The organism is Homoserinimonas flava, from assembly GCF_054969005.1.
Genome location: NZ_JBUEQS010000002.1, coordinates 454,417 through 479,186, shown reverse-complemented (window position 1 = coordinate 479,186; position 24,770 = coordinate 454,417). Strand labels below are relative to the sequence as shown.

General features: G+C 66.5%; 27 protein-coding genes. 17 read left to right on the top strand and 10 right to left on the bottom strand.

The window, feature by feature from the left end:
* Positions 1 to 58: 58 nt before the first annotated feature.
* From ACY48M_RS07760 to ACY48M_RS07745, 4 genes are all read left to right on the top strand, one after another.
* The gene (locus ACY48M_RS07760; RefSeq protein ID WP_462819693.1) at positions 59 to 613 is read left to right on the top strand and encodes a sigma-70 family RNA polymerase sigma factor; all 555 of its coding nucleotides are present in this window, start codon (positions 59 to 61) and stop codon (positions 611 to 613) included.
* Entirely contained in the window at positions 603 to 1,352 is a 750-nt protein-coding gene (locus tag ACY48M_RS07755) for a hypothetical protein (RefSeq protein WP_462819692.1), read from the top strand. The genes ACY48M_RS07760 and ACY48M_RS07755 overlap by 11 nt, the downstream gene beginning before the upstream one ends.
* A 99-nt stretch (positions 1,353 to 1,451) precedes the next feature.
* On the top strand, positions 1,452 to 2,192 hold the full coding sequence (locus tag ACY48M_RS07750; protein ID WP_462819691.1) for a PspA/IM30 family protein: 741 nt from the start codon (positions 1,452 to 1,454) through the stop codon (positions 2,190 to 2,192).
* A gap of 39 nt (positions 2,193 to 2,231) precedes the next feature.
* On the top strand, positions 2,232 to 3,050 hold the full coding sequence (locus ACY48M_RS07745) for an arginase family protein (RefSeq protein ID WP_462819690.1): 819 nt from the start codon (positions 2,232 to 2,234) through the stop codon (positions 3,048 to 3,050).
* A gap of 78 nt (positions 3,051 to 3,128) precedes the next feature.
* Here ACY48M_RS07745 and ACY48M_RS07740 read toward each other — a convergent pair whose 3' ends face one another.
* Positions 3,129 to 4,370: a glycosyltransferase gene (locus ACY48M_RS07740; RefSeq protein WP_462819689.1), complete on the bottom strand. Its 1,242-nt coding sequence runs from the start codon at positions 4,368 to 4,370 to the stop codon at positions 3,129 to 3,131.
* 52 nt (positions 4,371 to 4,422) lie between these two features.
* On the opposite strand from ACY48M_RS07740, the gene ACY48M_RS07735 reads away from it, so the two are divergent.
* Entirely contained in the window at positions 4,423 to 4,857 is a 435-nt protein-coding gene (locus tag ACY48M_RS07735) for a hypothetical protein (protein ID WP_462819688.1), read from the top strand.
* A gap of 106 nt (positions 4,858 to 4,963) precedes the next feature.
* Entirely contained in the window at positions 4,964 to 5,533 is a 570-nt protein-coding gene (locus ACY48M_RS07730) for a hypothetical protein (RefSeq protein WP_462819687.1), read from the top strand.
* Between the two features lie 66 nt (positions 5,534 to 5,599).
* On the opposite strand, the gene ACY48M_RS07725 is transcribed toward ACY48M_RS07730, so the two are convergent.
* On the bottom strand, positions 5,600 to 7,015 hold the full coding sequence (locus ACY48M_RS07725; protein WP_462819686.1) for an amidase: 1,416 nt from the start codon (positions 7,013 to 7,015) through the stop codon (positions 5,600 to 5,602).
* A 79-nt stretch (positions 7,016 to 7,094) separates the two neighbouring features.
* Here ACY48M_RS07725 and ACY48M_RS07720 point away from each other — a divergent pair, with 79 nt between their 5' ends.
* From ACY48M_RS07720 to ACY48M_RS07710, 3 genes are read left to right on the top strand one after another with little or no spacing between them, the layout of a single operon-like run.
* Positions 7,095 to 7,463: a GntR family transcriptional regulator gene (locus tag ACY48M_RS07720; protein WP_462819685.1), complete on the top strand. Its 369-nt coding sequence runs from the start codon at positions 7,095 to 7,097 to the stop codon at positions 7,461 to 7,463.
* Positions 7,460 to 8,350, top strand: a complete 891-nt coding sequence (locus ACY48M_RS07715) for an ABC transporter ATP-binding protein (protein ID WP_462819684.1) — start codon at positions 7,460 to 7,462, stop codon at positions 8,348 to 8,350. Before ACY48M_RS07720 ends, ACY48M_RS07715 begins: the two co-directional genes overlap by 4 nt.
* Entirely contained in the window at positions 8,347 to 9,120 is a 774-nt protein-coding gene (locus tag ACY48M_RS07710) for an ABC transporter permease (RefSeq protein WP_462819683.1), read from the top strand. The genes ACY48M_RS07715 and ACY48M_RS07710 overlap by 4 nt, the downstream gene beginning before the upstream one ends.
* 8 nt (positions 9,121 to 9,128) lie before the next feature.
* Here ACY48M_RS07710 and ACY48M_RS07705 read toward each other — a convergent pair whose 3' ends face one another.
* From ACY48M_RS07705 to ACY48M_RS07685, 5 genes are read right to left on the bottom strand one after another with little or no spacing between them, the layout of a single operon-like run.
* Positions 9,129 to 9,494, bottom strand: a complete 366-nt coding sequence (locus ACY48M_RS07705) for a hypothetical protein (RefSeq protein WP_462819682.1) — start codon at positions 9,492 to 9,494, stop codon at positions 9,129 to 9,131.
* A gap of 17 nt (positions 9,495 to 9,511) precedes the next feature.
* Positions 9,512 to 10,090, bottom strand: a complete 579-nt coding sequence (locus tag ACY48M_RS07700) for an N-acetyltransferase family protein (protein ID WP_462819681.1) — start codon at positions 10,088 to 10,090, stop codon at positions 9,512 to 9,514.
* Positions 10,090 to 10,896 (bottom strand): ABC transporter permease, encoded by an 807-nt coding sequence (locus ACY48M_RS07695; RefSeq protein ID WP_462819680.1) that lies wholly within the window; start codon positions 10,894 to 10,896, stop codon positions 10,090 to 10,092. The genes ACY48M_RS07700 and ACY48M_RS07695 overlap by 1 nt, the downstream gene beginning before the upstream one ends.
* Positions 10,893 to 11,801, bottom strand: a complete 909-nt coding sequence (locus ACY48M_RS07690; RefSeq protein ID WP_462819679.1) for an ABC transporter ATP-binding protein — start codon at positions 11,799 to 11,801, stop codon at positions 10,893 to 10,895. The genes ACY48M_RS07695 and ACY48M_RS07690 overlap by 4 nt, the downstream gene beginning before the upstream one ends.
* A 22-nt stretch (positions 11,802 to 11,823) precedes the next feature.
* Positions 11,824 to 12,507 (bottom strand): uracil-DNA glycosylase, encoded by a 684-nt coding sequence (locus ACY48M_RS07685; protein WP_462819678.1) that lies wholly within the window; start codon positions 12,505 to 12,507, stop codon positions 11,824 to 11,826.
* A gap of 60 nt (positions 12,508 to 12,567) precedes the next feature.
* Between ACY48M_RS07685 and ACY48M_RS07680 the strand changes: the two genes are divergently transcribed.
* On the top strand, positions 12,568 to 14,055 hold the full coding sequence (locus ACY48M_RS07680; RefSeq protein WP_462819677.1) for an MFS transporter: 1,488 nt from the start codon (positions 12,568 to 12,570) through the stop codon (positions 14,053 to 14,055).
* Here ACY48M_RS07680 and ACY48M_RS07675 read toward each other — a convergent pair.
* The gene (locus ACY48M_RS07675; RefSeq protein WP_462819676.1) at positions 14,052 to 14,849 is read right to left on the bottom strand and encodes an SDR family oxidoreductase; all 798 of its coding nucleotides are present in this window, start codon (positions 14,847 to 14,849) and stop codon (positions 14,052 to 14,054) included. The two genes, ACY48M_RS07680 and ACY48M_RS07675, sit on opposite strands and share 4 nt — an antisense overlap.
* A gap of 49 nt (positions 14,850 to 14,898) precedes the next feature.
* Here ACY48M_RS07675 and ACY48M_RS07670 point away from each other — a divergent pair, with 49 nt between their 5' ends.
* The 7 genes from ACY48M_RS07670 to ACY48M_RS07640 all read left to right on the top strand — a co-directional run bounded on the left by ACY48M_RS07670 (position 14,899) and on the right by ACY48M_RS07640 (position 22,678).
* On the top strand, positions 14,899 to 16,065 hold the full coding sequence (locus ACY48M_RS07670) for an acyltransferase family protein (protein ID WP_462819675.1): 1,167 nt from the start codon (positions 14,899 to 14,901) through the stop codon (positions 16,063 to 16,065).
* Between the two features lie 68 nt (positions 16,066 to 16,133).
* Positions 16,134 to 17,549, top strand: a complete 1,416-nt coding sequence (locus ACY48M_RS07665; protein ID WP_462819891.1) for a bifunctional o-acetylhomoserine/o-acetylserine sulfhydrylase — start codon at positions 16,134 to 16,136, stop codon at positions 17,547 to 17,549.
* A gap of 69 nt (positions 17,550 to 17,618) precedes the next feature.
* On the top strand, positions 17,619 to 18,824 hold the full coding sequence (gene metX, locus ACY48M_RS07660) for a homoserine O-acetyltransferase MetX (protein ID WP_462819674.1): 1,206 nt from the start codon (positions 17,619 to 17,621) through the stop codon (positions 18,822 to 18,824).
* A complete protein-coding gene (locus ACY48M_RS07655; protein WP_462819673.1) occupies positions 18,821 to 19,501 on the top strand; it encodes a response regulator transcription factor in 681 nt (226 codons plus the stop codon). The genes metX and ACY48M_RS07655 overlap by 4 nt, the downstream gene beginning before the upstream one ends.
* Positions 19,502 to 19,559: 58 nt before the next feature.
* Positions 19,560 to 20,735: a sensor histidine kinase gene (locus ACY48M_RS07650; RefSeq protein ID WP_462819672.1), complete on the top strand. Its 1,176-nt coding sequence runs from the start codon at positions 19,560 to 19,562 to the stop codon at positions 20,733 to 20,735.
* Positions 20,732 to 21,973, top strand: a complete 1,242-nt coding sequence (locus ACY48M_RS07645; protein ID WP_462819671.1) for a hypothetical protein — start codon at positions 20,732 to 20,734, stop codon at positions 21,971 to 21,973. Before ACY48M_RS07650 ends, ACY48M_RS07645 begins: the two co-directional genes overlap by 4 nt.
* Before the next feature lie 39 nt (positions 21,974 to 22,012).
* A complete protein-coding gene (locus tag ACY48M_RS07640; RefSeq protein ID WP_462819890.1) occupies positions 22,013 to 22,678 on the top strand; it encodes a response regulator in 666 nt (221 codons plus the stop codon).
* 35 nt (positions 22,679 to 22,713) lie between these two features.
* On the opposite strand, the gene ACY48M_RS07635 is transcribed toward ACY48M_RS07640, so the two are convergent.
* Positions 22,714 to 23,931 carry a glycosyltransferase 87 family protein gene (locus tag ACY48M_RS07635; RefSeq protein ID WP_462819889.1) on the bottom strand — a complete coding sequence of 406 codons (1,218 nt, stop codon included), beginning with the start codon at positions 23,929 to 23,931 and terminating at the stop codon, positions 22,714 to 22,716.
* Positions 23,931 to 24,770 (bottom strand): ADP-dependent NAD(P)H-hydrate dehydratase, encoded by an 840-nt coding sequence (locus ACY48M_RS07630; RefSeq protein WP_462819670.1) that lies wholly within the window; start codon positions 24,768 to 24,770, stop codon positions 23,931 to 23,933. The genes ACY48M_RS07635 and ACY48M_RS07630 overlap by 1 nt, the downstream gene beginning before the upstream one ends.

The following is a 24,770-nucleotide window of genomic DNA, read 5'->3' as shown; positions in this document are numbered from 1 at the left end:
CTCCCCCGCGCGTCTCATAATGTGAAGGCGTGCACGCCGTGCACCGGGGAGGGACAACGTGGCGACCGCAGCCTGGGAGGGCGTAATCAGCGACCTCGTCGCTGAGCGCGGTGACGCCCTCCTTCGCTATGCGACCCTCATTTCGGGCCGACCGGATGACGCGGCCGACCTTGTGCAGGATGCGCTCGTCAAGACGTTCGGCCGGCTGAAGAACGGGCTGAGCCTGCAGAGCGCCGAAGCCTACGTGCGCCGCGCCATCCTCAACGCGCACCTCGACGGTGGCCGGCGCGTGACCCGTTGGCGACGCATCTCCCACCTCGCGGCAGTGCCGGAGGCGCAAGAGTCGCCGACGCCGGCGAGCGATGAACGCCTCGATGTGTTTGGCGAGCTTCGCAAGCTTGCGCCGCGCGAACGCGCCTGCATTGTGCTGCGGTTTTATGACGATCTCAAGGTCGACGACATCGCCTCCGCCCTCGGCATCAGTTCCGGCGCCGTCAAGCGATACCTCAGCGACGGTCTCGGGCGCATGTCCGTCGCGCTGCGGAGCGATGCTCGCGACGAAGAAGCGCTCACCACACCCTCACGCACTGCAGGAGGACCCAATGTCCGCTGACTCTCGCCCCAGGGCATCCGAAGACGAACTCCGCCGTGCCATTGCCGAGGCCCCCGTCTCGGGCGCGCTTGACACCGGGGCGGTGATTCGTCGCAGTCGGCGGCGACGGCGAATTTCCGCGGTGGCAACGACCGGCGTTGCCACCCTCGCAGTGTTCGTTGTCGTCGGGATCGGCGCGACCGCGAGCACCATGCTGCTGCCGGTCAGCACTTCGACAAGTGAGCGATCCGACCCAGCCAGTGGCGGAGTCGACCAGTTCAGCACCGAATCGGATGACAGCGCGGCAGACAGCAGCGCGCCCGTCGACTCCGGAACCCTCGACCAGTGCGGGCAGGCACCCGTCGAGGTCGGGACAACAGCGAGCGGTCTTGCGGTGACCTCGCGATTCGCCGAGAGCGCTGCCGCGGACGGCGACGAGTACAGGGGCATCATCACCGTGACCAACACGAGCGCCGCTGCGCTCAGCGTGACCCTTTCGGCGCCCACGATCACGCTCTCGCGCGATGGGGTCGCTGTTGCGCTCAGCGCCGAGGCGTCGACCGCCGAGACGATCGACGTCGTGCTGTTGCCGGGCGAATCGGTCGAGCTCGACGCCGCTGTCGCGCTTGTCAGCTGCGAGACGGGTGCAGCGCTCTCCCCCGGCACGTATGACCTCAGCGCGGTCGTTCAGGTGCGCACCCAGGGCAGTGCTGTGGCTCACGCCGTCGGTGCGGCTGGGTCGTCGGTCACGCTGGAGTAGTTCCACGCCACCCGGCGAGCCGCGCTCTCTGTCTCCTCTGAGATGGTTCCGATACAGTCGCTCCTGAGGGCGCAGGTGCCCGTGACGAAAGGACGCCGCATGGCCAAGCAATCGATCTTCGGACGCATCGCGCAACTGGCAAAAGCCAACATCAATGCGCTGCTCGACGCCGCAGAAGACCCCGCGAAAATGCTCGACCAGATGGTGCGTGACTACTCCAACAGCATCGCCGAGGCCGAAGCCGCCATCGCTGAGACGATCGGCAATCTTCGGATGCTTGAGCAAGATCATGCAGAGGATGTCGCGAACGCCGAAGACTGGGGCCGCAAGGCGATTGCGGCGAGCCGCAAGGCCGATGAGCTCCGCGCCGGCGGCAACGGCGTCGATGCAGACAAGTTCGACAACCTCGCCAAGGTCGCCCTCGGACGCCAGATGGCCGCGGAGAAGGAGGCTCGCGACGCCGAGCCGATCATCGCAAACCAGACGTCGGTCGTCGACCAGCTCAAGCGCGGACTCGACGCCATGCGCGGCAAGCTTGGCGAACTCTCGTCGAAGCGTGACCAGCTCATTGCCCGCGCGAAGACCGCGCAGGCGCAGACGCAGGTCATGGATGCCATGAAGAGCATCGACCTTCTCGACCCCACGAGCGAGATCAGCCGCTTCGAAGAGAAGGTGCGCCGCGAAGAATCCCGCGTGCTCGGCTCTCAGGAGCTCGCCGCGTCGAGCCTCGATGCCCAGTTCGAACAGCTTGAGACTTCGGACCAGGCGATCGAACTTGATGCACGGCTGGCCGCGCTCAAAGCCGGCAGCAGCCCTAAGGCCGTCACCTCCGGCGAGTGACAGTGTCGGCAGGCGGCTACGGCGTGGCAGACTGACGCCGTGGCCGCCTCCTTCTTCGTCGTTCCCCAGTGGCAGGGTTCCGCGTCGTCACGTGCGCTGCGGCTCGCCGACGGTGCGCTCGCGCTGAGCCGTGACCTGCCGTCGTCATCGACGACGGTGATCGACATCCCGGCCGAGGCTGGCGATGATCAGGGCTGCGGGGTGGCACGTTGCACCTCGGTCGCGACCGTCCGCGACCGACTCGCAGACGCCCTCACGACACGGCCGGCTCCAGCGATCACGATCGGCGGAGACTGCGGCGTCGAGCTCGCCGCAGTGGGCCACGTGCTCGACGATGACATCGCCCTCGTCTGGTTCGACGCGCATCCCGACCTCAATACTCCGGAGTCGTCGCCATCGGGAGCCTTCACCGGCATGGTGCTGCGCACGCTGCTCGGCGACGGTGCCGAGGTGCTCGTGCCGCAGCATCCGCTCGACCCCGCCCGCGTGGTCATCGTGGGGGCTCGCGACATCGATCCGGGCGAGAGCGACTACGTGCGTGAGTCCGGCATCCGGATGCTCGGGGCTGAAGCAACCGCACAGGCGGTGGTCGACGCGGTCACCGCGACGGGCGCAAGCTCGGTCTACGTGCATGTGGATCTTGACGTGCTCGACCCCGGCGAGATCACGGGTCTCAGCAATCCGGTGCCCTTCGGCTTTGGCGCTGCGACGCTGGTCTCGATCATCCGTGCACTCGTCACGGCCGTGCCGCTCGCGGGTGCCGGCATCACCGCGTTCGCTCCCGCGTCGCTCGCAGACGCCGACGACGACCTGCCGACCGTGCTTCGCATCATCGCGGCCCTAACCGCGCGGCCCTAACCTCGCGGCCCTAACCTCGCGGCCCTAACCTCGCGGCCCTGACACCGCAACCCTGGCGTCGCCGACCGTAGCGTCGGCCTAGCGTCGCGCCTCGACGAGGCTCGCATAGAGGCCGAGGAGCGCGGCACCGGTCGAGCCCCAGGTGTAGCCGAGCGCGTGCTCCCTGGCGCTCTGTGAGAGCCGCTCGCGCTCGATCGGGTCGTCGAGCATGCGGTTGATGGTCGCGGCCCAGGCGCGCGGGTCTCGCGTTTCGAGCAGCACGCCCGAGGCGCCGTCGACGACAGACTCGGTGAGCCCTGTGCTGCGATAGCCGACGACCGGGGTGCCGCTCGCGGCCGACTCGAGGGCGACGAGCCCGAACGTTTCAGAGTGCGAGGGCACGAGCGTGATCGTTGCCACCGTGAGCAGATCGGCGAGCGCGTCGCGATCGAGCGCCCCGACGAAGCGGATGTCCTCACCAACACCAAGCCGTTCGGCCAGCATGTGCAGCGAGATGAGGTAGCGCTCATCACCGGGTGTCGGTTCGCCGGCGACGACGAGCACGGGGGTCCATCCGCGAAGCCCCTGGAGTGCGGCGAGCGTGCGCACGGCGAGTTCCTGGTCTTTCAGTGGTTGCACGCGACCGACAACCGCGAGCACGGGGCGGCCTTCCTCAATCTCGTACGCTTCGCGCACCCGGGCGGCGGCGCCGGCGCGGTCGGGCCGAAACTGGGTGACGTCGACGCCGGGTGGGATGACCCACAGTCGCTCGGCCGGTGCCTTGAGGTCGTCGATAAGACTCTCGACTTCGGCGGCGGAGCCAGCAACCACCGCATTTGCCTGCGCGGCAAGAAAGCCCTCCGAGCGCACGCGACGCTCCGGCTCAAGCGCATCGCCGTCACCGCGATGCCGATTCTTCATTGCCGCGAGGGTGTGGAAGCTCTGCACGAACGGCACGTGCAGTTCGAGCGCGACTGGAAGCGTCGCGATGCCACTCAACCAGTAGTGGGCATGGATGATGTCGTACCGGGGCTCCATGCGACCGGCAAGCTGCGCGACCGCCTCACCGAATTCATCCGTGAGCTCTGGCAGGCGGGCCTTGTCGACGGGAGCCGCAGGGCCGGCGGGGAGCGTGTGCATGCTGACGCCCGGCTCGACGATGGTGACACTGGGCTGACCTTCGGCTCGGGTGAGCAACTCGACCTCGACGCCGTGCGAGGCCAGCTCGTGCGCGGTCGCGAGCAGCGAGACATTGAGCCCGCCGGCATCGCCCGTGCCGGCCTGCTGCGCTGGCGGCGTGTGCATCGACACGAGTGCGACCCGCTTCACCGTGCCCGTCATCTTCACACTGTATCCCCGACGCACGGTCTCTGAGTGCTGCTACAAAGGGCTCATGTCCCCTCCCGCCCCCCGCACGAGACTTGAGCGCGCGTGCGCACGGATTGTGCGGTTCGGATCGGAGCGAGCGTGGCTGCGGCGCTGTGCCACGAGCCCACTGGTGGCGCGGCCAGGGTATTGGTTCGCCACCGCGGTGGGGCTGCTCTGGGGCGGCGTGCTGAGCCTCGGCCGCCTCCGTCGTCGCGGCGGAGTTATTGTCGCGCGCCGCTGCCCCCGATGGGCGTTCGGTCGGGGCGGCACCACGATCGGGGCCGTCTATCTCACGCACGACAGCGACAGCGCCGACGTCCTTGCACACGAGGCAGTGCACCGCGCGCAGTGGCGCCGCTACGGTCTCGCCTTCATCCCGCTGTACTTCGCCGCCGGCCTCAATGCCGCCGAGAATCGCTTCGAAATCGAGGCCGGTCTTGAGCGGGGCGGGTATCGCTGAGGCGCAGATCGGGCGAGACCATTGATCGGATGTCGGGAGACTGCAGTATTCTCAGCAGTGACCGCGGGATCGCCCGATCGCCGTTTCGAGTGCATCCTGGAGGATCATGAAGCTTCGCGTCGCTCTCGCCAGCGCGGCCATCGCGGCCCTCACCCTTGTCGGCTGCGCCGGCGCCGAAGAGCCGAACGAGCCGACCGCCTCCCCCAGCGCGAGCACCCCGCAGGCCGAACCGAGCGCAACGCCAGAACCTTCCGGCCCGCCGCCGCTGTCGTGCAACACGATCATCACCCAGGAGACAATCGACGGCTTCGACTCCGCCGGCTACGTGCATGAGGTTGACTACGAGTCCGACATCCGCTCCGATGGCAGCGTCCAGGCGCTCTTCTTCGACTACGGGGGGCTCGTCTGCATGTGGTACCTGCCCAACAGCGACGGATGGTTCACGGCCGGCTATTCACCCATCACCGAGGCCGACGCCGTCAATGCGCAGGCGCGCCTCGAAGCCGAAGGCTTCATCCGCACTGAAGAGGGCACCGACGTGACGTACACGATCGACCCGGCCGCCGACCTCCTCGGCCACAACGACACCTATCTCTTCGAGGCCGGCGCTTGGTTCCACTCGAGCGACCCCAACGGCATCGCGGAGATCCGCGCCGTCATCGCCGAACAGGGCTGACGCTCAGCGCTGCGTCACCACTGCACCGCCCTCTGCCACTGCACCGCCACTACCGCTGCACCGCCACTACCAGCACTTCGGGTGTCGGCGCTGCCACTGAATGCGGCGCTCGAGCTGCGCGCCGATTGCGAGCAGGGTCGCCTCTCCACCGGGCCGTCCGATGAGCTGCAGGCCCATTGGCAGGCCGTCGCTCGTTTCGTATACCGGGAGCGTGATGGCTGGCAAGCCGCACACGTTCACGAATGAGGTGAACGGCGTGTACTGCACCTGCTGAGCGAAATTGCGTTCGGCATCCTCGTGGTCATACCAGCCGACCGGCCGCGGGGTCAGGGCGAGCGTCGGCGTTACGACGGCGTCGACGTGCGAGAACTGCCGGATGACGGAGCGCTCGTAGCCCGAAAGCCACGCGAGCGCCTCGGCCAGCTGCCGCGCCCCGAGTGCCCTGCCGCGCTCGACAAGCCAACGGGTGAGGGGTTCGAGGAGGTCGAGCTGTGCGCCCTCCGCGGGGATAGTGGCCGCGCCGGCCTGCCAGATCGTCCTGAAGTGTGTCGCATAGTCGGGCGCCGCCTCGAGCTCAAGCGTCTCGATGCCATGCCCGATCGCGGCAAGGTGCTCGATGCCGGCGTCGAGCCCGGCACGCGCCTCCGGGGCGATCGTGATCTCGTACGCGTCGTCCCACGGGGACGTCGTCATGACAGCGAGCTGGAATCGCCCCTCCCCCCTGACGGCGCTCCCGAGCAGCGCGCCCTCAGCAGATCTTGGTGCCCGCAGCGTGTACGGGAACTCCCCGTCGCCGATCATGGCGTCGAGCAGCATCGCCGCATCGGCGACCGTGCGGGCGATCGGGCCTGCGACGGGCAGTCCTGCGAGCGACGCGACCCCGGATGCCGCTGGCACGAGTCCTCTCGTTGGCTTGAGCCCGACGAGGCCCGTCGCGGCGGCGGGAATCCTGATCGACCCGCCCCCATCCGAGCCGGGCGCGAAGGGGAGCAGCCCTGCGGCGACGGCGACGGCCGCGCCCCCGCTCGACCCGCCGGCGCCGAGGCTCGTGTTCCATGGCGTGCGCGCCGGCGGCGCGACGAGTGATTCGGTGTAGGAGGGCATGCCAAACTCTGGTGTGTTCGTCTTGCCGAGGCTGATGCCGCCGGCGGCATCGAGCACCTGCGGGAGTTCATCGCTCTCATCCGGGATGTGGCCCGCCATGAGGCGCGAGCCGAATCCGGTCGCGACACCGGCGCGTCTGCTGAGGTCTTTGTCGGCGAATGGCAGCCCCCAGAGCGCGCCCGTCGGGGCATCCGTGTCGCCGAGGTGGTCTGCCCGGTGCTGCGCGGCCTCGGCCGTCACGGTGACAAAGGCGCCGAGCTCCCCATCGAGCCGTGCGATGCGGTCCAGGTAGTGGTCGACAAGTTCACGGGGGGTGATCTCGCGTCGGTGCAGCCAGTCCCACTGCTCCTGGGCGGTCAGATGGTGGAGTTCGAACATTGTTGAAGCCTAGGTGTTGACACGAGCTACGGTTACATGGTTACTTAGTCAAGTAACTAACCCATGAAGCGGAGGCGAAATGGATGACGGCAGACCGATCTTTGTGCAACTCGCAGAACAGATCGAAAACGACATCCTCAGCGGCGCGCTGCCCGAGGAGTCGCAGGTGCCGTCCACCAACGAGTTCGCCGCGTTCCACCGCATCAACCCCGCCACCGCCGGCAAGGGCGTCAACCTGCTCGTCGACACCGGCATCCTCTACAAGAAGCGAGGCATCGGAATGTTTGTCGCCACCGGATCCCGCGACCGCATCGTCGAACAGCGCCGCGAACGCTTCGAGACCGACTTTGTGCAGCCCCTCCTCGTCGAGGCATCAAAGCTCGGCATGACGCGTGACGACGTCGCCGCCATCATCAGTACGACCATCACGGAAGGTACCCCAACATGAGCACTGTTGTGCAGGTCTCTGGCCTGAGCAAGACGTTCGGCAGCGTCCGTGCTGTCGACGACGTGACCTTCAGCCTCGAAGAGCACCAGATCACCGGGCTTCTCGGCCGCAACGGGGCAGGCAAAAGCACCCTGATGAGTCTGCTCACCGGTCAGGAATTCGCGAGCCGCGGCGACATCCGCGTCTTCGGCGCCTCCCCCGTCGAGAATGCGAGCGTGCTGCAGAACGTCTGCTTCATCAAAGAGAGCCAGCGTTACCCCGAAGACTTTCTCGTCAAGCACGTCTTCAAGAGCGCTCCCTGGTTCTTCACGAACTGGGATGCGGACTTCGCGGCCCAACTCGTCGAGGAGTTTCGTCTGCCCGCCGATCGACGCATCAAGAAACTCTCACGGGGCCAGCTCTCCGCCGTCGGCATCATCGTTGGCCTCGCCTCCAGGGCGCCGCTCACCTTCTTCGACGAGCCCTACCTGGGCCTCGACGCCGTCGCGAGGCAACTCTTCTACGACCGGCTCCTCGAGGATTACGCGGCGCATCCGCGCACCGTCGTGCTCTCGACACACCTCATCGACGAGGTCAGCATGCTGCTCGAGCATGTGCTCCTCATCGACGACGGCCGCATCATCATCGACGAGGGCGCCGAAGCGCTCCGCAATTCGGCGACGACCGTCGTCGGCACCCGAAGTGCGGTTGACGCGTTCGTCGCCGACCGCGAGGTGCTCCACCGCGACGGGCTGGGCGGGCTCGCCTCCGTCACCGTCGGCCGTCTCAATCACGAGGATCGCGCGGCCGCTACTGCCGCAGGGCTCGAGCTTTCGCCGGTGTCGCTGCAGCAGCTCATCATCAGAAAGACCGGAACCACGACACGAGAGTTCGAGCAGAGCGCATGACCACGACAACCGCACTCCAAAACCGTGACGCCGGCAGCGACGAGCTGCGGCGCATCCTCAACGTCACGAAACTTCACCTGACGAACACGTTCCCCATCCTCGTGCTGCCGTGGATCATTCTTGGCATCATCTTCGTCGCGAACGTCGCCATCTGGCTCCTCATCCGCACCGCAGCCGGCGACGCCGCCATGAACGACGCCGGTGAAGGCATGCAGTTCTCCGGGGCGTCATCGTTCATCTTCGTGTACATGATGGTCGTCGCCGTGCAGGCCGTGAACGCGACCTTCCCCTTCGCCCTCGGCTACGGCGTGACGCGCCGCGACTTCTACCTCGGCTCAGGGCTCGTGTTCATCGCGCTCAGCGTGTATTACGCCGCGGGGCTCACGATCCTCAATGTTGTCGAGCGGGCGACCAGCGGATGGGGTCTCGGTGGCCGCATGTTCGACGTCGTGTACTTCTCGACCGACAACGTGCCGACCCAGTTCCTCCAGTACTTCCTCGTCCTTGTCTTCTTCTTCTTTGTGGGGGCGGCGACCGCATCGGTGTATGTGCGGTGGAAGAGCTTCGGGATGATCGTGTTCTTCGCCATCCTCGGATTCGTCATCCTCGGGGCCGCCGCCGTCATCACCCTCAGCGAACGCTGGGGTGCCGTCGGAGCATGGTTCGTCGACAACGGCCCGCTCGGCGTTGCGCTGTGGTTGCTCGTGCCGACAGTCGCCTGCGCGCTCGCTGGCTTCGTGCTTCTCAGACGGGCGACACCCCGCACGTAGCTGCCGAACTATTCGAGTTCGAGACGCAACTGCCGCAGCATCCGCTCGAACTCCGCCGGCGCCCGCTCAATCACGGCTCTCCCCGAGAACCGGCCGAGTGGGCGCTGGCTCCGTGAGATGTCGAGAATGGTGTGGATGATGTGCGAGCCGTGATCGTCTGCCACCACTCGATACTCTCCGCGATACCAGCGACCCCCCTGCGTCACAATGAGCTGCGCCCTCGGGTCGGCAAAGAAGTCGCTGCGCGCGTGCGGGCCGGGATCGCTCCGCCGCGCGATGGCCTCATAGACAGCCGGGGGCCTGGCCCGCAGGTGCCCGTGCAGGGTCTCGAGCACGCGATGTGGCTCGGGGCGCCTGCGGATGTCATCGGTCATCGCTCGTCGGTGCCGCGCTACTTGAGAGACTTCTGCATGAGGATTGTGCCGAGCCAACGCTCGAACTTGAAGCCGACCCGGCCCATGCGACCGATCTCCTTGAAGCCGAACTGCTCGTGAAGGCGGATGGAGCCTTCCGCGCCTCTATCGGCGATCACCGCAACGATCTCTTTGATGCCCGCCGCCTTGGACTGGTCGACGAGCTCGCCCATCAGAGCCTTGCCGAGCCCCTTGCCGGTGGCGGCCGGGCCGAGGTAGATCGAGTTCTCGACCGTGTACCGATAGGCCGCCTTCTCCTTCCAGGGATACACATACGCGAAGCCGAGGATGTCGCCGGAGGGGCTCTCGGCGACGATGAAGGGAAAGCCGAGCTTCTGCATGTGCCCGAACTTCGAGCGCAGAGACCGCAGCGTCATGGGTTTTTCGTCGAACGTCACCGTCGTGTTTGCGACGTAGTGGTTGTAGATTGCGCGAACAGAGGGCAGGTCTTCAAGCGTCGCCGCTCGCAGCTCGTAGGCGAACTTTGGCGGCTCCGGCGCTGGCGTCCGAAGGTGTGCCGGCAGTGTTCGCCGCTCAAGATATTCCTCTTCAAGCATCAGGTCACGTCCTTGCGCCAGGTGGTGATCGAGCCGAGAAGTGCCACGAGGGCCGCGAGCGCCAACAGCACCAGGCCCCCCTGCCACCACTCGAGAAGGTCTCCAGAGCCCCCGCTCATCGCGGTGAATACGCTTGACCCGACGAGCGCATCACCGGCTGCCCCTGGGAGGAACCGGCCGGCGTTCGCGAGGCCCTCCACGAGCATCCCGGCCGTGCGCAAGATCGGTTCGATGAACTGCGTGAAGGCGAGCAACACGACAATCGCCGCAATCTGATTGGGGATTATGGTGCCGATGCCGACACCGATGACGGCCCACAGCCCCATCGCAACGACGGCGCGGGCAAACATGAGCCAGGTGTCGGCGCTGTCGAGGCCGGTTGCGACATCGCCCGCAGCGAGGAGCGGCGCGCCAGCCGCGACCGACGCGGCGAGCGCCACAACGCCGTAGATGAGGCCGACGAGAAACAGCACGACAAGTTTTGCCGCGAGCACGACGCCGCGCCGCGGGGTGGCGAGAAACGTCGGCGTGAGCGTTTGGTGTCGCACCTCGCCCGTCACCGAGAGTGTGCCAAGGATGACAGGAAAGACGTAGCCCACCGTGACGGCGACGCTGTAGACGAGCGCGTCGAGACCCTCGATGGCACCGGTCGTGCCGGTCGCATCAGAGAGCAGGCCTCCGAAGGCCGCAGCGAGGATGCCGGCGGTGAAGGCGACGTAGACGGCGAGGATGAGGGCGAGCACCCACCACATGCGGGTGGTGAACAGTTTCATGAACTCTGAGCGGAGCGCTCCGGCGAATCTCACTGCGCGCCTCCTTCGCCAACGATGTCGAGGAACGACTGCTCGAGCCCGCCGTGTCGCGGAGTGAGCAGCGTCAACGGGATCCCCGCTGCATGCGCCACCGACCCGACAGCAGCCGCGTCGAGGCCTGTGACGACAAGCCCGTCATCACCCTGCTCGGCTGTGCCGCCGGCTGCTGAGATCGCCCGCACGAGCGCCGCGTGGTCAAGCGCATCAACCACGACGGCAGCCGACGATTCGAGCCCCTCGAGCGAGCCCTCGTAGACGAGCTTGCCGCCCGCGATGATGACCAACCGGTCGACACTCTGCTGCACCTCACTGAGGAGGTGCGAAGAAACCAGCACGGTGCGACCCTCTGCCGCGAGTTCACGCAAGAAGGTTCGGATCCAGCGGATGCCCTCCGGGTCAAGCCCATTGACCGGCTCGTCGAGCACGAGCACACCCGGATCGCCGAGCAGCGCGCCGGCGAGACCGAGACGCTGCCGCATGCCGAGCGAGTACCCCCCGACCCTGCGATTCGCATAGTCGGCGAGGCCGACGAGGGAGAGCACGGTATCGACCCGAGAAATCGGCACCATGCCAGCGGCCGCCATCACCCGGAGGTGGTTGCGGGCCGTGCGCCCTGGGTGAAAGCTCGCCGCCTCAAGTGCGGTCCCGACTGTCGCGAGCGGGCGAGCCAGGTCTCGGTAGCGCTCGCCGCCGATCGTCGCGCTGCCCGAGGTTGGTTCAACAAGCCCGAGGAGCATGCGGAGCGTCGTCGTTTTGCCGGCACCATTCGGCCCCAAAAACCCCGTCACCGTGCCGGGGGCAACGGCGAAACTCAGGTCGGAGACGGCCGCGACCGGCCCGAACCGTTTCGTGATGCCGCGGACCTCGATCGTTCGCGCACCATCGCGTTCCGTCACCACTCCGGCACCCCTCGTCGTTGACTCACGGAAGACGCCAGTCGATCGCCGCGGCGCCCTGCTCCCCAAGAAGCCTATTCGTCTCACTGAACGGCTTCGACCCGAAGAAGCCGCGCGAGGCAGACAGCGGGCTCGGATGCGCCGACTCGATGACCGGCACCCCGCCGAGCAGCGGTCGCACCGACGCCGCCTGCCTGCCCCACAGCACGGCCACGAGGGGGCCGCCCCGCGCTGCCAGCGCGCGGATCGCGGCATCCGTCACTCGTTCCCAGCCGAGCCCACGGTGCGACCCCGCCTCGCCCGGGCGCACCGTGAGCACCCGGTTGAGCAGCATGACCCCCCGCTCGCTCCACGCCGTGAGGTCACCGTGTTCTGCTGGCGGGATGCCGAGGTCGTCGGCGAGTTCGCGATAGATGTTCGAGAGGCTCCGCGGCAGCGGGCGCACATGTCGTTCAACCGCGAACGAGAGCCCAATCGGATGCCCGGGCGTCGGGTACGGGTCTTGCCCCACGATGATCACCCGCACGTCGTCGAAGGGGGTCGTGAACGCCCGCAGCACGTGCTCACCCGCGGGGAGGTATCCCCGCCCCGAGGCGACCTCGGCCCGAAGCCGGTCACCGAGCGCCGCAATGTCATCAGCGACGGGGGCGAGTGCCCGGGCCCAGCCCGCATCGACGAGCTCCGTGAGCGGCCTCGCTGCGGAGTTCATCGGCGCCTCACTCGAAAAGGGGGAATACGGTCCTCCCATTCTGACCGCTACGCTCCCTCCATGCGCACTCTCATGGCGGGACGCTCGGGCGCCATCACAGCGAGCCTTATCGGCTTTCTTTTCTTCGTCGAGTTCGTCAGCGGCATCCTGCAGGGCTTCTACGTGCCGCTCATTCCCGATCTCGTCGACTACCTCGACATTCTCGACGCAGACTTCAACATCTTCGAGGGCGCGCAGCTTTTGCTCTCAGCGCTCGTTGTGCCCATCCTCGCCAAACTCGGCGACATGTACGGGCACAAGCGCATTCTGCTCGTGTCGACCGTGCTCACCGCAGGCGCGACCTGGTGGCTTGCCTTCGCGGGGGACTTCACCAGCTTTCTCATCGCCTGGACGCTCCAGGGCTTCTATGTCGTGTGGTTGCCGCTCGAGGTCGCACTCATCTTTGACAAGGGGCGCAGAAGCGGGCATGCCGCATCGGTCACGCGGCGGGCCGCTGCGATGCTCATCGTCGGCCTCGAGGCCGGTGCCATCGCGGGTGCCCTCGGCGGCAGTGCTGTGTTCGGTGCCTTCGGTGGCGAAGCGCTGCTCCACTCGGCCATGCCGCCAACCCTCATGGTGCCGGCCATCGCGGTCACGCTCGTCTTCTTCGTCATCCTGTTGTGGGTGCCAGAATCCGAGCCCCTCCCCGGTCGCACGCTCGACTGGGCAGGATTCTCGATCCTCACAATCGGCCTGCTGCTCATCACCTCGGGGCTCACCTTCCTCAAGTTCAACGGGCCGGTGTGGTGGGTGTGGGTCATCATCCTGCTCGGCGTGCTCACGTTTGTGCCCTTCACGAAGTTCGAGCTCAAGCAGAAGGATCCGGCGATCGACATCCGCGTGCTCGCCCAGCCGAACATGTGGCCCGTGCAGCTCACGGCCTTCCTCGTCGGCATTAGCCTGCTCGGCGCACAGGCGCCCCTCTCAACGTATGCGGGCACTGAGCCGAGCGAGGTCGGCTACGGTCTGGGGCTCGCCTCTGGCAGCATCTCGATCCTCATCGGCGTGTACCTGCTCTCGATGATCGCTGGAGCCCTCCTCTTCCCGGTCCTGTCGCGCGTGTTCACGCCGCGCATCGCCCTGATCATCGCTGCGTTCCTCGTCGCCGCTGGCTACCTCCTGTTTCTGCCGTTCCACCTCGAAACCTGGCAGGTCTTCACGAACATGTCGATCGCGGGCATCGGCAGCGGCATCCTCATGGGTGCCATGCCTGCCGCGGCGGCGGCCGCTGCACCACGAGGGCAGACCGGCATTGCCTCGGCACTCACCAACACGACGAAGACGATCGGTGGCTCGTTTGCCTCATCGGTCTTTGCCATCGTGCTCACGATCGGCGCCGTGCAGGTGGCTGGCTCGACGGCGAGCAGCCTCTTCGGCTACATGGTGGTGTGGGCGATCTGCGGGCTCGGTGCCCTCATCGCGGCCGGGCTGCTCTTTTTCGTGCCGAAGCTCGCATTCGCCGATGCTGACGACGACGAGGTTGCCGAGGCGGTTGCAGCGTCGGTCTAGCCTTGAGCCCGCGGCTCGAGCGAGCCTCGCACGAGTTTGTGCTGCGCGGCCTGGGCGACGGGTCGCACGACCGTGAGATCAACATTGACGTGGCCTGGCAAGGCGATGACGCCGGCAATGACATCGGCCACATCGCTGGCAAGAAGCGGATGCTCGACCCCCGCATAGAGCTGTTCGGCACGATCCTGATCACCGTTCAAACGCTTGAGCGTGAACTCTTCCGTGCGCACCATGCCCGGCGCAACCTCGAGCACGCGGATGGGTTCACCCGCCAGCTCAAGCCGGAGTGCGCCCATGAGGGCGTGCGCACCGAATTTGGCAGCGTTGTACCCGCCGCCGCCCTCGTACGCGATGAGGCCGGCCGTCGAGGTGACGGTGAGGATGTCGGCGTGGGGCACATCGCCGTCGACAGGGTCGAGCGACCCGCGGCGAAGCAGGGGAAGGAGTGCCTCGGTGATGCGCTTTACGGCGATGACGTTGACGTCGAACATGCGAGACCAGTCGTCGGCCGAGCTCTCCTCGACCGTGTCCGCTCCGAATGCGCCGCCGGCAACGTTGATGAGGGCATGGATCGCACCTTCGCCCTCGAGTCGCGCACGCAGCGCATCGACATCCGACTGCACGGTGAGATCGGCAACGATGGTGTCGATGCCGGTCTCGGCGGCGAGCGCCTCGAGACGATCGGCGCGACGCGCGACACCGGTGACCTGCCACCCACGGGCGCTGAATGCCCTCGCGGTCGCCGCCCCGATGCCCGAACTCGCTCCACTGATAATTACACGTCTCGCGCTCACTGGACTACCGTATCGCCGGGCGAGAAAAGTTTATGTGCGAGGAGGCACCGTGACGAATGCTGATAGCGGCGCAGCGACGCGCCAGCGCGTTCGGGTTCCACTGTGGGACAACGCTCGCTTCATCGCGGTGGCACTCGTCGTCATCGGCCACGGCATCCAGCGCCTGGCGATCGAGAACGATGTCGCGCTCACCGTCTACCTCTTTATCTACGCCTTCCACATGCCGGCGTTCGCCATCATCAGCGGCTATTTCTCGAAGCCGGGGGCGCCAAATACGCGTCAGATGCAGAAGGTCATCACCGATATCGTCGTGCCGTATCTCATCATGGAGACCATCTGGACGGTGGTGAAGGCGCTCGTTGAAGGCCCAAGGGGGTTTAATCCGTCGCAGCCGTCCTGGACCCTGTGGTTCTTGCTCGCCCTCGGCTTCTTCCGGCTCGTCCTCCCCTATCTCGCCATTCTTCGATGGCCGCTCGTGTGGGCGGTGGTGCTCTCGGTCGGCGTCGGCTACCTCCCCAATGTCGACAGCACCTTCTCGCTCTCTCGGGCGATCGGCATCCTGCCGTTCTTCGTGCTCGGCTGGAAGATTCATGAGTGGAATCTGATCGAACGCTGGCGCGTCGCCGGCCGAAGCCTGTGGTGGGCACGCGGTGGCGCCCTCGCGATTTTCGCTGTGTCGGCCGTCGTACTGTGGAACTCCATCGACGGATGGCGGGAGATGAACCTGCGACTGTGGTTCTTTTACGACGACTCGTATGTGCAGCTCGGAGGGCACATGTGGTGGGCAGGGTTGCTGCGCCTCAACCTCATCGTGATCGCGGTGGTGCTGTCGGCCGCGTTCTTCGTGCTCATCCCCCGCAGGGCCACCTGGTTCACCAAGTACGGTCAGGCGACCATGTACATCTACCTGCTCCACAGTTTTGTGCTCTACCCGTTCAGGCAAACGACGTTCCTCCGCGAGAACGCGACAACCCCGTGGCTCATTGCCATGATCGTGTTCTGCGTTCTCCTCTGTGTCGTGCTCGCATCGCAGCCGGTGCGCCGAGTGTTCCGCGTGTTTATCGAACCGAAGCCGGCGTGGCTCTTCCTCAGTGGTGACGACCGTGCACCTGGCCCATCGAAGGTTGATCCGACAGGGTCGCTCCGCGCTTCGGGGCCCCCGCAGGCCCCACCGCAAACACCACCGGTCAAGGGCGAGGATCGGCCCCCAAACTAGCCCGGCCCGGACATTACCGAGTGTGTCAGGCCCTTTGACCCAGGCCTCCCGCATTCCTAAGCTCGACACTGTCCCCGCTCGATCCTGTACCGAGGCTCGAACCTCTACCGAGTTATGAGCGACCTACCTCCGCGAAGGCGGAACCGCACAAAAGGAGCACCGCTGTGAGCGACGACTGGAACTTCGAGACCAAGCAAATCCACGCGGGATCTGCACCAGACCCGGTCACGAACGCGCGCGCCACCCCCATCTATCGCACGACGGCCTACGTTTTCAATGATGCTGACCACGCGCAGAACCTCTTCGCGCTCGCCGAGTTCGGCAACATCTACACGCGCATCCAGAACCCGACGCAGGATGTCGCGGAGAAGCGCGTCGCGGCCCTCGAGGGTGGCACCGCCGCCCTCGCCGTAGCCTCAGGTCAGTCGGCTACCTCGCTCGCGATTCTCAACCTCGCGCAGGCTGGCGACCACATCGTCTCGTCGTCGTCGATCTACGGCGGCACGTACAACCTGTTCAAGTACACGCTCGCGAAGCTCGGCATCGAGACGACCTTCGTCGAGAACCAGGATGACCCGAACGAGTGGGCTGCCGCCGTGCGTCCCAACACCAAGCTCTTCTTTGGCGAGACGATCGGCAACCCCAAGATCAACATTCTCGACATTGCGTCGGTCGCTGGTGTCGCCCACGAGCACGGCCTTCCGCTCATTGTCGACAACACGATCGCGACCCCATACCTCATCCGCCCCTTCGAGCACGGTGCCGACATCGTCGTGCACTCGGCGACGAAGTTCCTCGGCGGGCACGGCACGGTGCTCGGCGGCATCATCGTCGACGGCGGTCGCTTCGAGTGGTCGAAGAATGTCGAGAAGTTTCCGGGGCTCACCGAGCCAGACCCGAGCTACCACGGCGCGAGCTACACGGCCGCCGTTGGCGACGCGATCGCCTACATCATCAAGGCCCGCGTGCAGCTCCTGCGCGACCTCGGCCCTGCGATCTCCCCCGACAACGCGTGGGCGCTCATCCAGGGCATCGAGACCCTGAGCCTGCGCATCGAGCGCCACGTGAAGAACGCCCAGGAGGTGGCCGAGTGGCTCGACAACCACCCCGATGTCGACACCGTCTACTACGCGGGATTGCCGACGAGCCCATGGTATGCCCAGGCAAACAAGTACGCTCCGAAGGGTGTCGGCGCAGTGCTCTCGTTCGAGCTCAAGGGCGGCGTCGATGCCGGTCGCGCCTTCGTCAACGGCCTGTCGCTGTTCAGCCACGTCGCCAATATCGGTGATGTGCGCAGCCTCGTCATCCACCCCGCTTCGACGACGCACTCGCAGCTCACGCCTGAGCAGCAGCTCACGGCCGGTGTGACTCCTGGCCTTGTGCGGCTCTCGGTAGGGCTCGAGAGCATCGAGGACATCACCTCAGATCTGTCAGCGGGCCTCGAAGCTGCCCGCGTCGTCGTCGACGCGGCACGCCAGAGCTGAACCACTGAGAGAGGGCCGGCGTAACACGACGCCGGCCCTCTCTCATTTTCGGGGATACTGGGCGGTGACATGGACTGGCAGACACCCGAAGACAGCGTTCCGTCGAGCTTCGTCACGGAGGCCAACAGCCGTGCACTCCTCGGCAAGCCACCCGCAAGCGGCGCCTGGCGGGAGGGCGACCCCGCTGGTCGTCGCCGCTTCGTGAACCTCGGCCCGATGCGGCTTGAGCGCGGTGGACACATCCCGCACGTGCGAATGGCCTTCGAAACGTGGGGCGAGCTCGATGCCGACGGTGGCAACGCGATCCTCGTGCTCCATGCCCTCACCGGCGACAGCCACCTTGTCGGCCCTCCCGGTGTTGGGCATCCGACGGCCGGCTGGTGGTCTGGCATTGTCGGCCCGGGCAAGTACCTCGACACCGACCGCTGGTTCATCGTGGCACCCAATATGCTCGGCGGCTGCCAGGGCACGACGGGGCCGTCCTCGAACACGACCGAGGGCGTCGAATGGGGCGCTCGGTTCCCATATCTCACCATCCGCGATCAGGTCGCAGCGCAGGTGCTCTTCAGTGATTCCCTCGACATCAGCACATGGGCGGCCGTGCTGGGTGGCTCGATGGGCGGGATGCACGCGGTCGAGTGGGCTGTCGGGCACCCCGATCGAATCGAGCGGGTCGCCGTGCTCGCCGCCCCCGCGCTGAGCTCCGCCGACCAAATTGCCTTGAACTCGGTGCAGATCGAGGCGATCAGGATGGACCCGCTGTTCCGGGGTGGTGATTACTACGATGCCGCCGATGGTGGTGGTCCTTCTCGGGGGCTTGCGCTCGCGCGACGGATGGCCCTGCTCAACTACCGCTCGCCGGATGAGCTCAATGCGCGATTCCAACGCAGCTGGCAGAGCGATATCAGCCCCCTCGGCGACGAGGGTCGATTCGCCGTCGAGAGCTACCTCGACTTCCATGGCAACAAGTTCACGCGACGCTTCGATGCGAACTCGTACATCACGCTCGTCGAGGCGATGAACTCCCACGACATCGGTCGCGACCGGGGCGGTGTCGAGGCTGCCCTCGCGCGCGCAACTGCGACCGCCCTTGTCATCGGGATCGACAGCGATCGACTGTTCCCTGTCGCCGACCAGCAGATCATCGCGCAGGGGCTCGCCGGCAATATCGATGGCGATGACGCGGTCATCATCTCCTCGAGCTTCGGGCACGACGGATTCCTCATCGAAGACGACTTGGTCGGCCCCCACCTGCAGCGGCTTCTGGCGTCGTGATCTCAACCTCGACAGCACCAGGGCACGGCACCCCCGCACCCGTCATCCGGGTTGGAATTGTCGATGACCATCGACTCGTGCTCGATGGCATCGCGGCGCACCTGCGGTTCAAGCATCCCGACCTGCGGGTGGTCGCGACCGAAACCACCTGGGTCGGTCTGCTCTCGCACCGCGAGTTTCCCGTCGATGTTGCCGTGCTTGATCTTGGTCTCGGTGATGACATCCCTGTCGAAGTGAAAGTGCGCACCCTCGCAACCGCGGCCACCCGCACGGTCGTCATGAGTCGCCACGCCGACGCGATTTCGGTGCAGTCGGCCCTCCAGGCCGGTGCGCTCGCCTTTGTGCCCAAGACGGATGATGCCTCAGAACTCGTCCAGGCAATCCGGGCGGCGGCGGCCGGGCAGCGCTACCGACCCGGTTCGACGGCCGCCTCAGAACTCGACGCCGTCGGCAGCTCGACGCCCGGCCTCGGCCAGAGGGAGCTCCGCGCGCTCATGCTCTTCTCGAGCGGGCGCACGGTCAAAGAGGTCGCAGCCCACATGGACACGACGCAAGAGACCGTCAAGTCATATCTCAAACGAGCGCGCCGCAAATATCGCGCCGCAGGGGTCGATCTCGGCACCCGCGTGCTGCTGCGCCGCCATGCCGTGCGGCAGGGCTGGGTCGGCCCGGAATAGCGCGAATCGCGGCGCAACGCCGACGAATGCTCCCCCGTTCGGGTGACGATGTGTGACTATGACTCTCGTGGACCCTCTAGCGCGAGAACGCGACCGGCTGCTGCAGCGGTCCGCCCGCATGATCGGGGGCATCGCCACTGTCATCTCGCTTGTCTGCTTTCTCGTGCCCGGCGTCCTTGACGGCGACATCCTCATCGCGGTCATCCCGCTCTTCATCATGCTTCTCACCGTGCTTATCCTCGTCGGCACGTCGAAATCGATCCTGCTCGTCATCGCCGGCCTCGTCGCGGGGCTCGCAATCCTCGCCGTCGTGCAGGTTCCGACCTCGACAGAGATGAGCGCGAGCGTGCTCAGCGCGATGGCGCCACTCGCCGCGGGCGGGCTCTCGTCATTCGCAATGGTGCTCGTGACGAAGCGCTCGCGCGCTATCGTGATCGTTCTCGGGTTCGCCGCGACCCTCGCGCTCATGCTGCTGGCCGCGCCGACCGCCGACTCTGCGGCGAGAGCGGCCATCCTCGTCACGTTCGGCTGGGGCATCCTCACGGTGTTCGCATACTGGCTCAATGCGAGTGTGCCGCGCGCTGCGCGCCGCATCAACAGCATCGGACGCGCGCATCGCGCCGAACGGCGGGCGAGCGAAACAGAAGCCCAGCGACGGCAGGGTGCACGCCTGCTCCACGACACCGTGCTCGCAACACTCACGCTCCTCGCCCACGCCGGGGTCGGCGTCGCCGCCGACTCCATGCGCGAGCAGGCCGCCGACGATGCCAGGCTGCTGCGACAGCTGCGCCTTGGCGTCGGCAGTGGTCAGGCAACACCCGTTGTGCACACCATGGAACCGGTGTCAGAAACCCCGCTCGGCACGACGCTCGAATCGGTCAAGCAGCGCTTCAGCCGGATGGGACTCGAGGTTGCCTGGCACGGAACCGGTCACGTGCTGTTGCCAAGCGAAGTGCTCGACGCCTTTCTCCTCGCCCTCTCCGAGTGCCTCGAAAACGTGCGCCGGCACTCGGGTGTCGCCAATGCGCACGTCACAATCACAGAGGACGAGACCACCATCCGCGCCATGGTCACCGATCAGGGTGTTGGATTCGCCCTCGACGATGTCGATGAAAGCAGCCTCGGATTCAAAGAGTCGATCGTGGGACGGCTCCGCGAAGTCGGTGGCAACGCCCGGCTGTTCTCTGCCCCCGGCTCTGGCACCACCGTCGTGCTGGAGGTGCCACGGGCATGAGTTACAGCGATCTGGGCGAGAACACCCTCGGCGTTATCTTCGCCAAACGACGGAGCCCTGACGGATCCCCCACCCGAGCGGTGCGGCAGGCGCGAGCGCTCGGGGCAAGCCTCGGCACGGGGTATCTCGGTGTCGGCGCGGGAGTCATCGCCGGGCTCATGGTCATCTACGGCCTCACCCTGCTGGTGTGGAACTGGGACCTCTACCCCGACCGGATGCCCGTGAGCATCGCATGGCTGACACTGATTGTGATGCTCGGGGGTGTCGCACTCTCCATCGCCACGCGGGGCGAGAACATGCCCGACTGGCTGTTCGCACTCGTGCTCATTGCAACATTCGGCATCATCGCGCTCGACTTCATTGCAGTCTGGCCCCTCGCCAACACCGCGTCACTCGGCACCGCCTCCCTCTGTGCCTCGACGGGACTCCTCGTCTCGGTCACGCTCCGACGCGCGTGGGAGGTGGTCGCTGCCACACTCCTCGTCGCGGTGGTCCTCACGTGGGGCATCATTGCGAGTTCGCCCGTGACGCCGACGACGCTCCCGGCGCAACTCACCTTTGTCGCGCTTGCGACACTCCCTCCGCTCTTCGGTGTCTACATCGTGCGGAGGTTCCGCCGCCTCGTGCAGATGGAACTCGACCGCGTTCTCGTGCAGAGCACCGTCTCCGCTCCACGATTCGCGGTCGGCATGCTCGCATCCGAAGAGCTCGCGCGTCTCGACCTCGCGGCCGAAGAACTGCTCGACTCCGTCGCGACCGGCAAGCTCGCGCTGCCGCTCGACAAACGCATGGCCTCACGCGCGGCCTCGCTCGCGACCGAGCTCCGCCTGCACCTCATCGAAGGGCGCCGCGAGACCTGGCTCTATCACGCGATCACCGAATCCGAGACGCTCGGGCGATCGGTCACGCTGAGTGACCGCAGCAGCCTCGCCGGGCTGCTCGATCGACGACAGCGCGACGGCCTGCTCTCGGCCGCATGGCTCCTCGTGAGTGATCGCGAGACCCGACCGGTGACTGTGACCATCACGATCGGCCCTGCCGGCGGAGCCTCCGTGGCACGAGACGACGGCAAGGTCGCCGTGCCGATCTCGCTCGCGACGACAGGAATCCCCCGCAATCGGGTCGATCCGGCGACGTGGGAGGCCATCGGCAAAGTTGGCAGCTACACCGACTCGACGCGGGACTCCAGTCTGCGTGTCGAAATCGAATGCCTCGTAGATAATCCAGCAGACCACTAGCATTCAAGGGCGAAGAGAAACTAAGGGGACACAGTGTCTATAGCTCCAGAGCCACTCCGTCTGGCGATCGTCGATGATCACAAGATGCTCCTCGGGGCCCTGACCGAGTGGGTCAGATCGGCAGCTCCCGACATCAACCTCGTCGCTGCCGTCTCGAGCTGGCCCGAATTGTTGACGCATCCGCAGTTTCCTGTCGATGTCGTGCTGCTCGACCTCGACCTCAAAGACAACCTCCCGATCTCTCTCAAGATCTCAACCCTCAAGACCACCGGCGTCAAGACCGTGCTCATGAGCACCTACTCCGAACCGAATGTCGTGCGCGAGGCGCTCGCGGCCGGCGCCCTCGGCTACCTCGTCAAGACCGAAGATGCGTCGATGATCGTCGAAGCGATCCGCGCTGCGGCAAACAATGAGTCGTTCATCTCGGCAGAGCTCGACCTCGCCCTGAACCAGCCGGAGGTCGGCGGCGCTCCCAAGCTCAGCGCGCAGGAGCGCCGTGTCATGGCCCTCTACGGAGGCGGCGAGCCCGTCAAGGCTGTCGCCTACCAGCTCGGCATTTCTGAAGAAACAGCGAAGTCATATCTCAAGCGCATTCGCGAGAAGTACCGCATCGCGGGCATCGATGTCGGCACCAAGGTGGCGCTCCGCAAGCGGGCCATCAGCGACGGCATCCTGCTGCGGGGCGACGGGCCGCGCGAGTTCTGACGTCGGGTCGCTAGTGTCGGGTCGCCGACTTCGAGTCAGCGCCTGCTGCGACTCCGTGGTGTCTTCGCCATCATGCGCACCGCGACGACGAGCAGTGCGATGAGCAGGATGTTGCGTGCCGCGAGCACACTCACCATGGCGGGTTCAAGCGCCAGCAGGTAGCCGTAGAGCACCGGGTAGACGATCTGGGTGAGCAGGGCGATCGCGAGCACCAGAATCGCGGGCAGACGGAATGACGGGCCGCCCGCCCGTGACGCGATGAGCCCGAACACGACGACGGGCGCGAGCCAGGTGATGAACTGCGGCGAGCCAACCTTGTTCACCACGATGAGTGCGGTGACGAGCGCGAGTGCGAGCGGCGGCAACAGCGCCGCCTGCCGCACGCCACGACCGAGCAGCCACACGGCGAAGACTGCAATCGCCACGACAACGACGACGAGCAGCGGCGTCATCACCCGCGCGACAACGTCGGCTCCAGGGCCGTACACCTGATAGGTGAGGATGTCATCGTCGTAGTAGATCCCGGAATGCTCGTCGCCGAACACGGCGAGCCAGCGCCAGGGTGCGCTCGCCGGCGCCTCGATCTGCAGGCCTCGATCACTCTGCGTTGTGATGAAGCTCAGGATCGAGCCACCGCCACCGAGGAGGACGGCCGTGCCGACGACGACCGCTGTCGTCGCAACCCCGCCGAGCACGACACTCCAGCGGCCTTTTGATGCCAACACAATGGCGGCGATGATTGCGGCCGGCCACACCTTCATCCAGGTCGCCGCGGCGAGCAGCACCCCGGCGAGAATGGGGCGGCGTGCAAGAACGCCCAGTGCGATGATGACGAGCGGCACCGTGATGGAGTCGATGCGTCCGACCGCGATGGGGCCGAGGGCGATCAAAAAGCAGGTCCACCACCAGCCCGCCACGAGTGAGCGACTCGGTCCACGGACCCCGACTGTGGCGATCAGGGCGAGCACATTGAGCACCACGACGAGCACGAGCCAGCTGACGACATACCCGTCCGACCCGCCGAGCGCCGCAAGGAGCATCGGCACGAGGGCGAGCACCGGGTACACCCACGAGGTGTCGATGCCGACCCACGGCCCGCCGTCGAGGCCGAGCTCGACCCACCACTGATAGAGCGTGACATCCCCGAGGGCAAACCCTGGCCCTGCGAAGGCAAGCCAGCAGATCCAGACGTTGGCCGCCAAAAACGCGCACCACAACCAGAGCCTGCGCACCCCAGGGTGCGTCGCCCGCATCACGCGAGCAGTCCGGCGATGGTCGCTGGGATGGCCGTGACGAGCGCCCGCACCGTGAACGGCCCGCCGGCAGAGGCCTGTGCCGCTGCGCTCGCGTGGATGGTCGATGCCGACGCCGCGAGACGGGCGAGCACACGGTGCTCGTCATCGAGGTCGTGCGCGTGGGTCGCGACGAGAGCGCCGAGAATGCCGGCGAGCACGTCGCCGGTGCCGGCCGTTGCAAGCCACGGCGTCGCCGGCTCGCAGAGGATGAGTGCGCCGTCAGGGCTCGCGATGACGGTGGCGCTCCCCTTGAGCAGCACCACGACGCCGAGGGATGCCGCAGCCTCCGCCGCGGCGCGCTGCGGCTCAGCCGCCACCTCGCCCGGGTCGAGGTTCACGAGGCGCGCGAGCTCGCGCGCGTGGGGCGTGATGACGGTCGGCCCCGTCGTGCGGCGCGCAAGCGACAGCGCCCCCGCGTCGAGCACGGTCGGCAGCGCATCGTCTACGAGGTGCTGGAGCTTCGTGGTGGCCGGCGCCGTGGTGGCCGGCGCCGTGGTGGCCGGCGCCGCGGCATCCATACCGGATCCTGCGAGCCAGGCCTGTACCCGACCGGGCTCGACGACCGCCTCAGGGCAGGCGGCGAGCACGAGCGACGTCGGACGGTCTGGGCCCAGATAGCGCACCATGCCGACGCCGGTCGCGAGGGCCGCGCCAACACCGAGCACAGCGGCGCCCGGGTATCGCTCCGACCCGGTCACAACGCCGAGCACGCCCCGCGAATATTTGTCGTCTGCGGCAGACGGGATCGCGATCATTCCGGCGGCGTCGCGCGCTGACCAGAGGACGGGCTCTTGCAT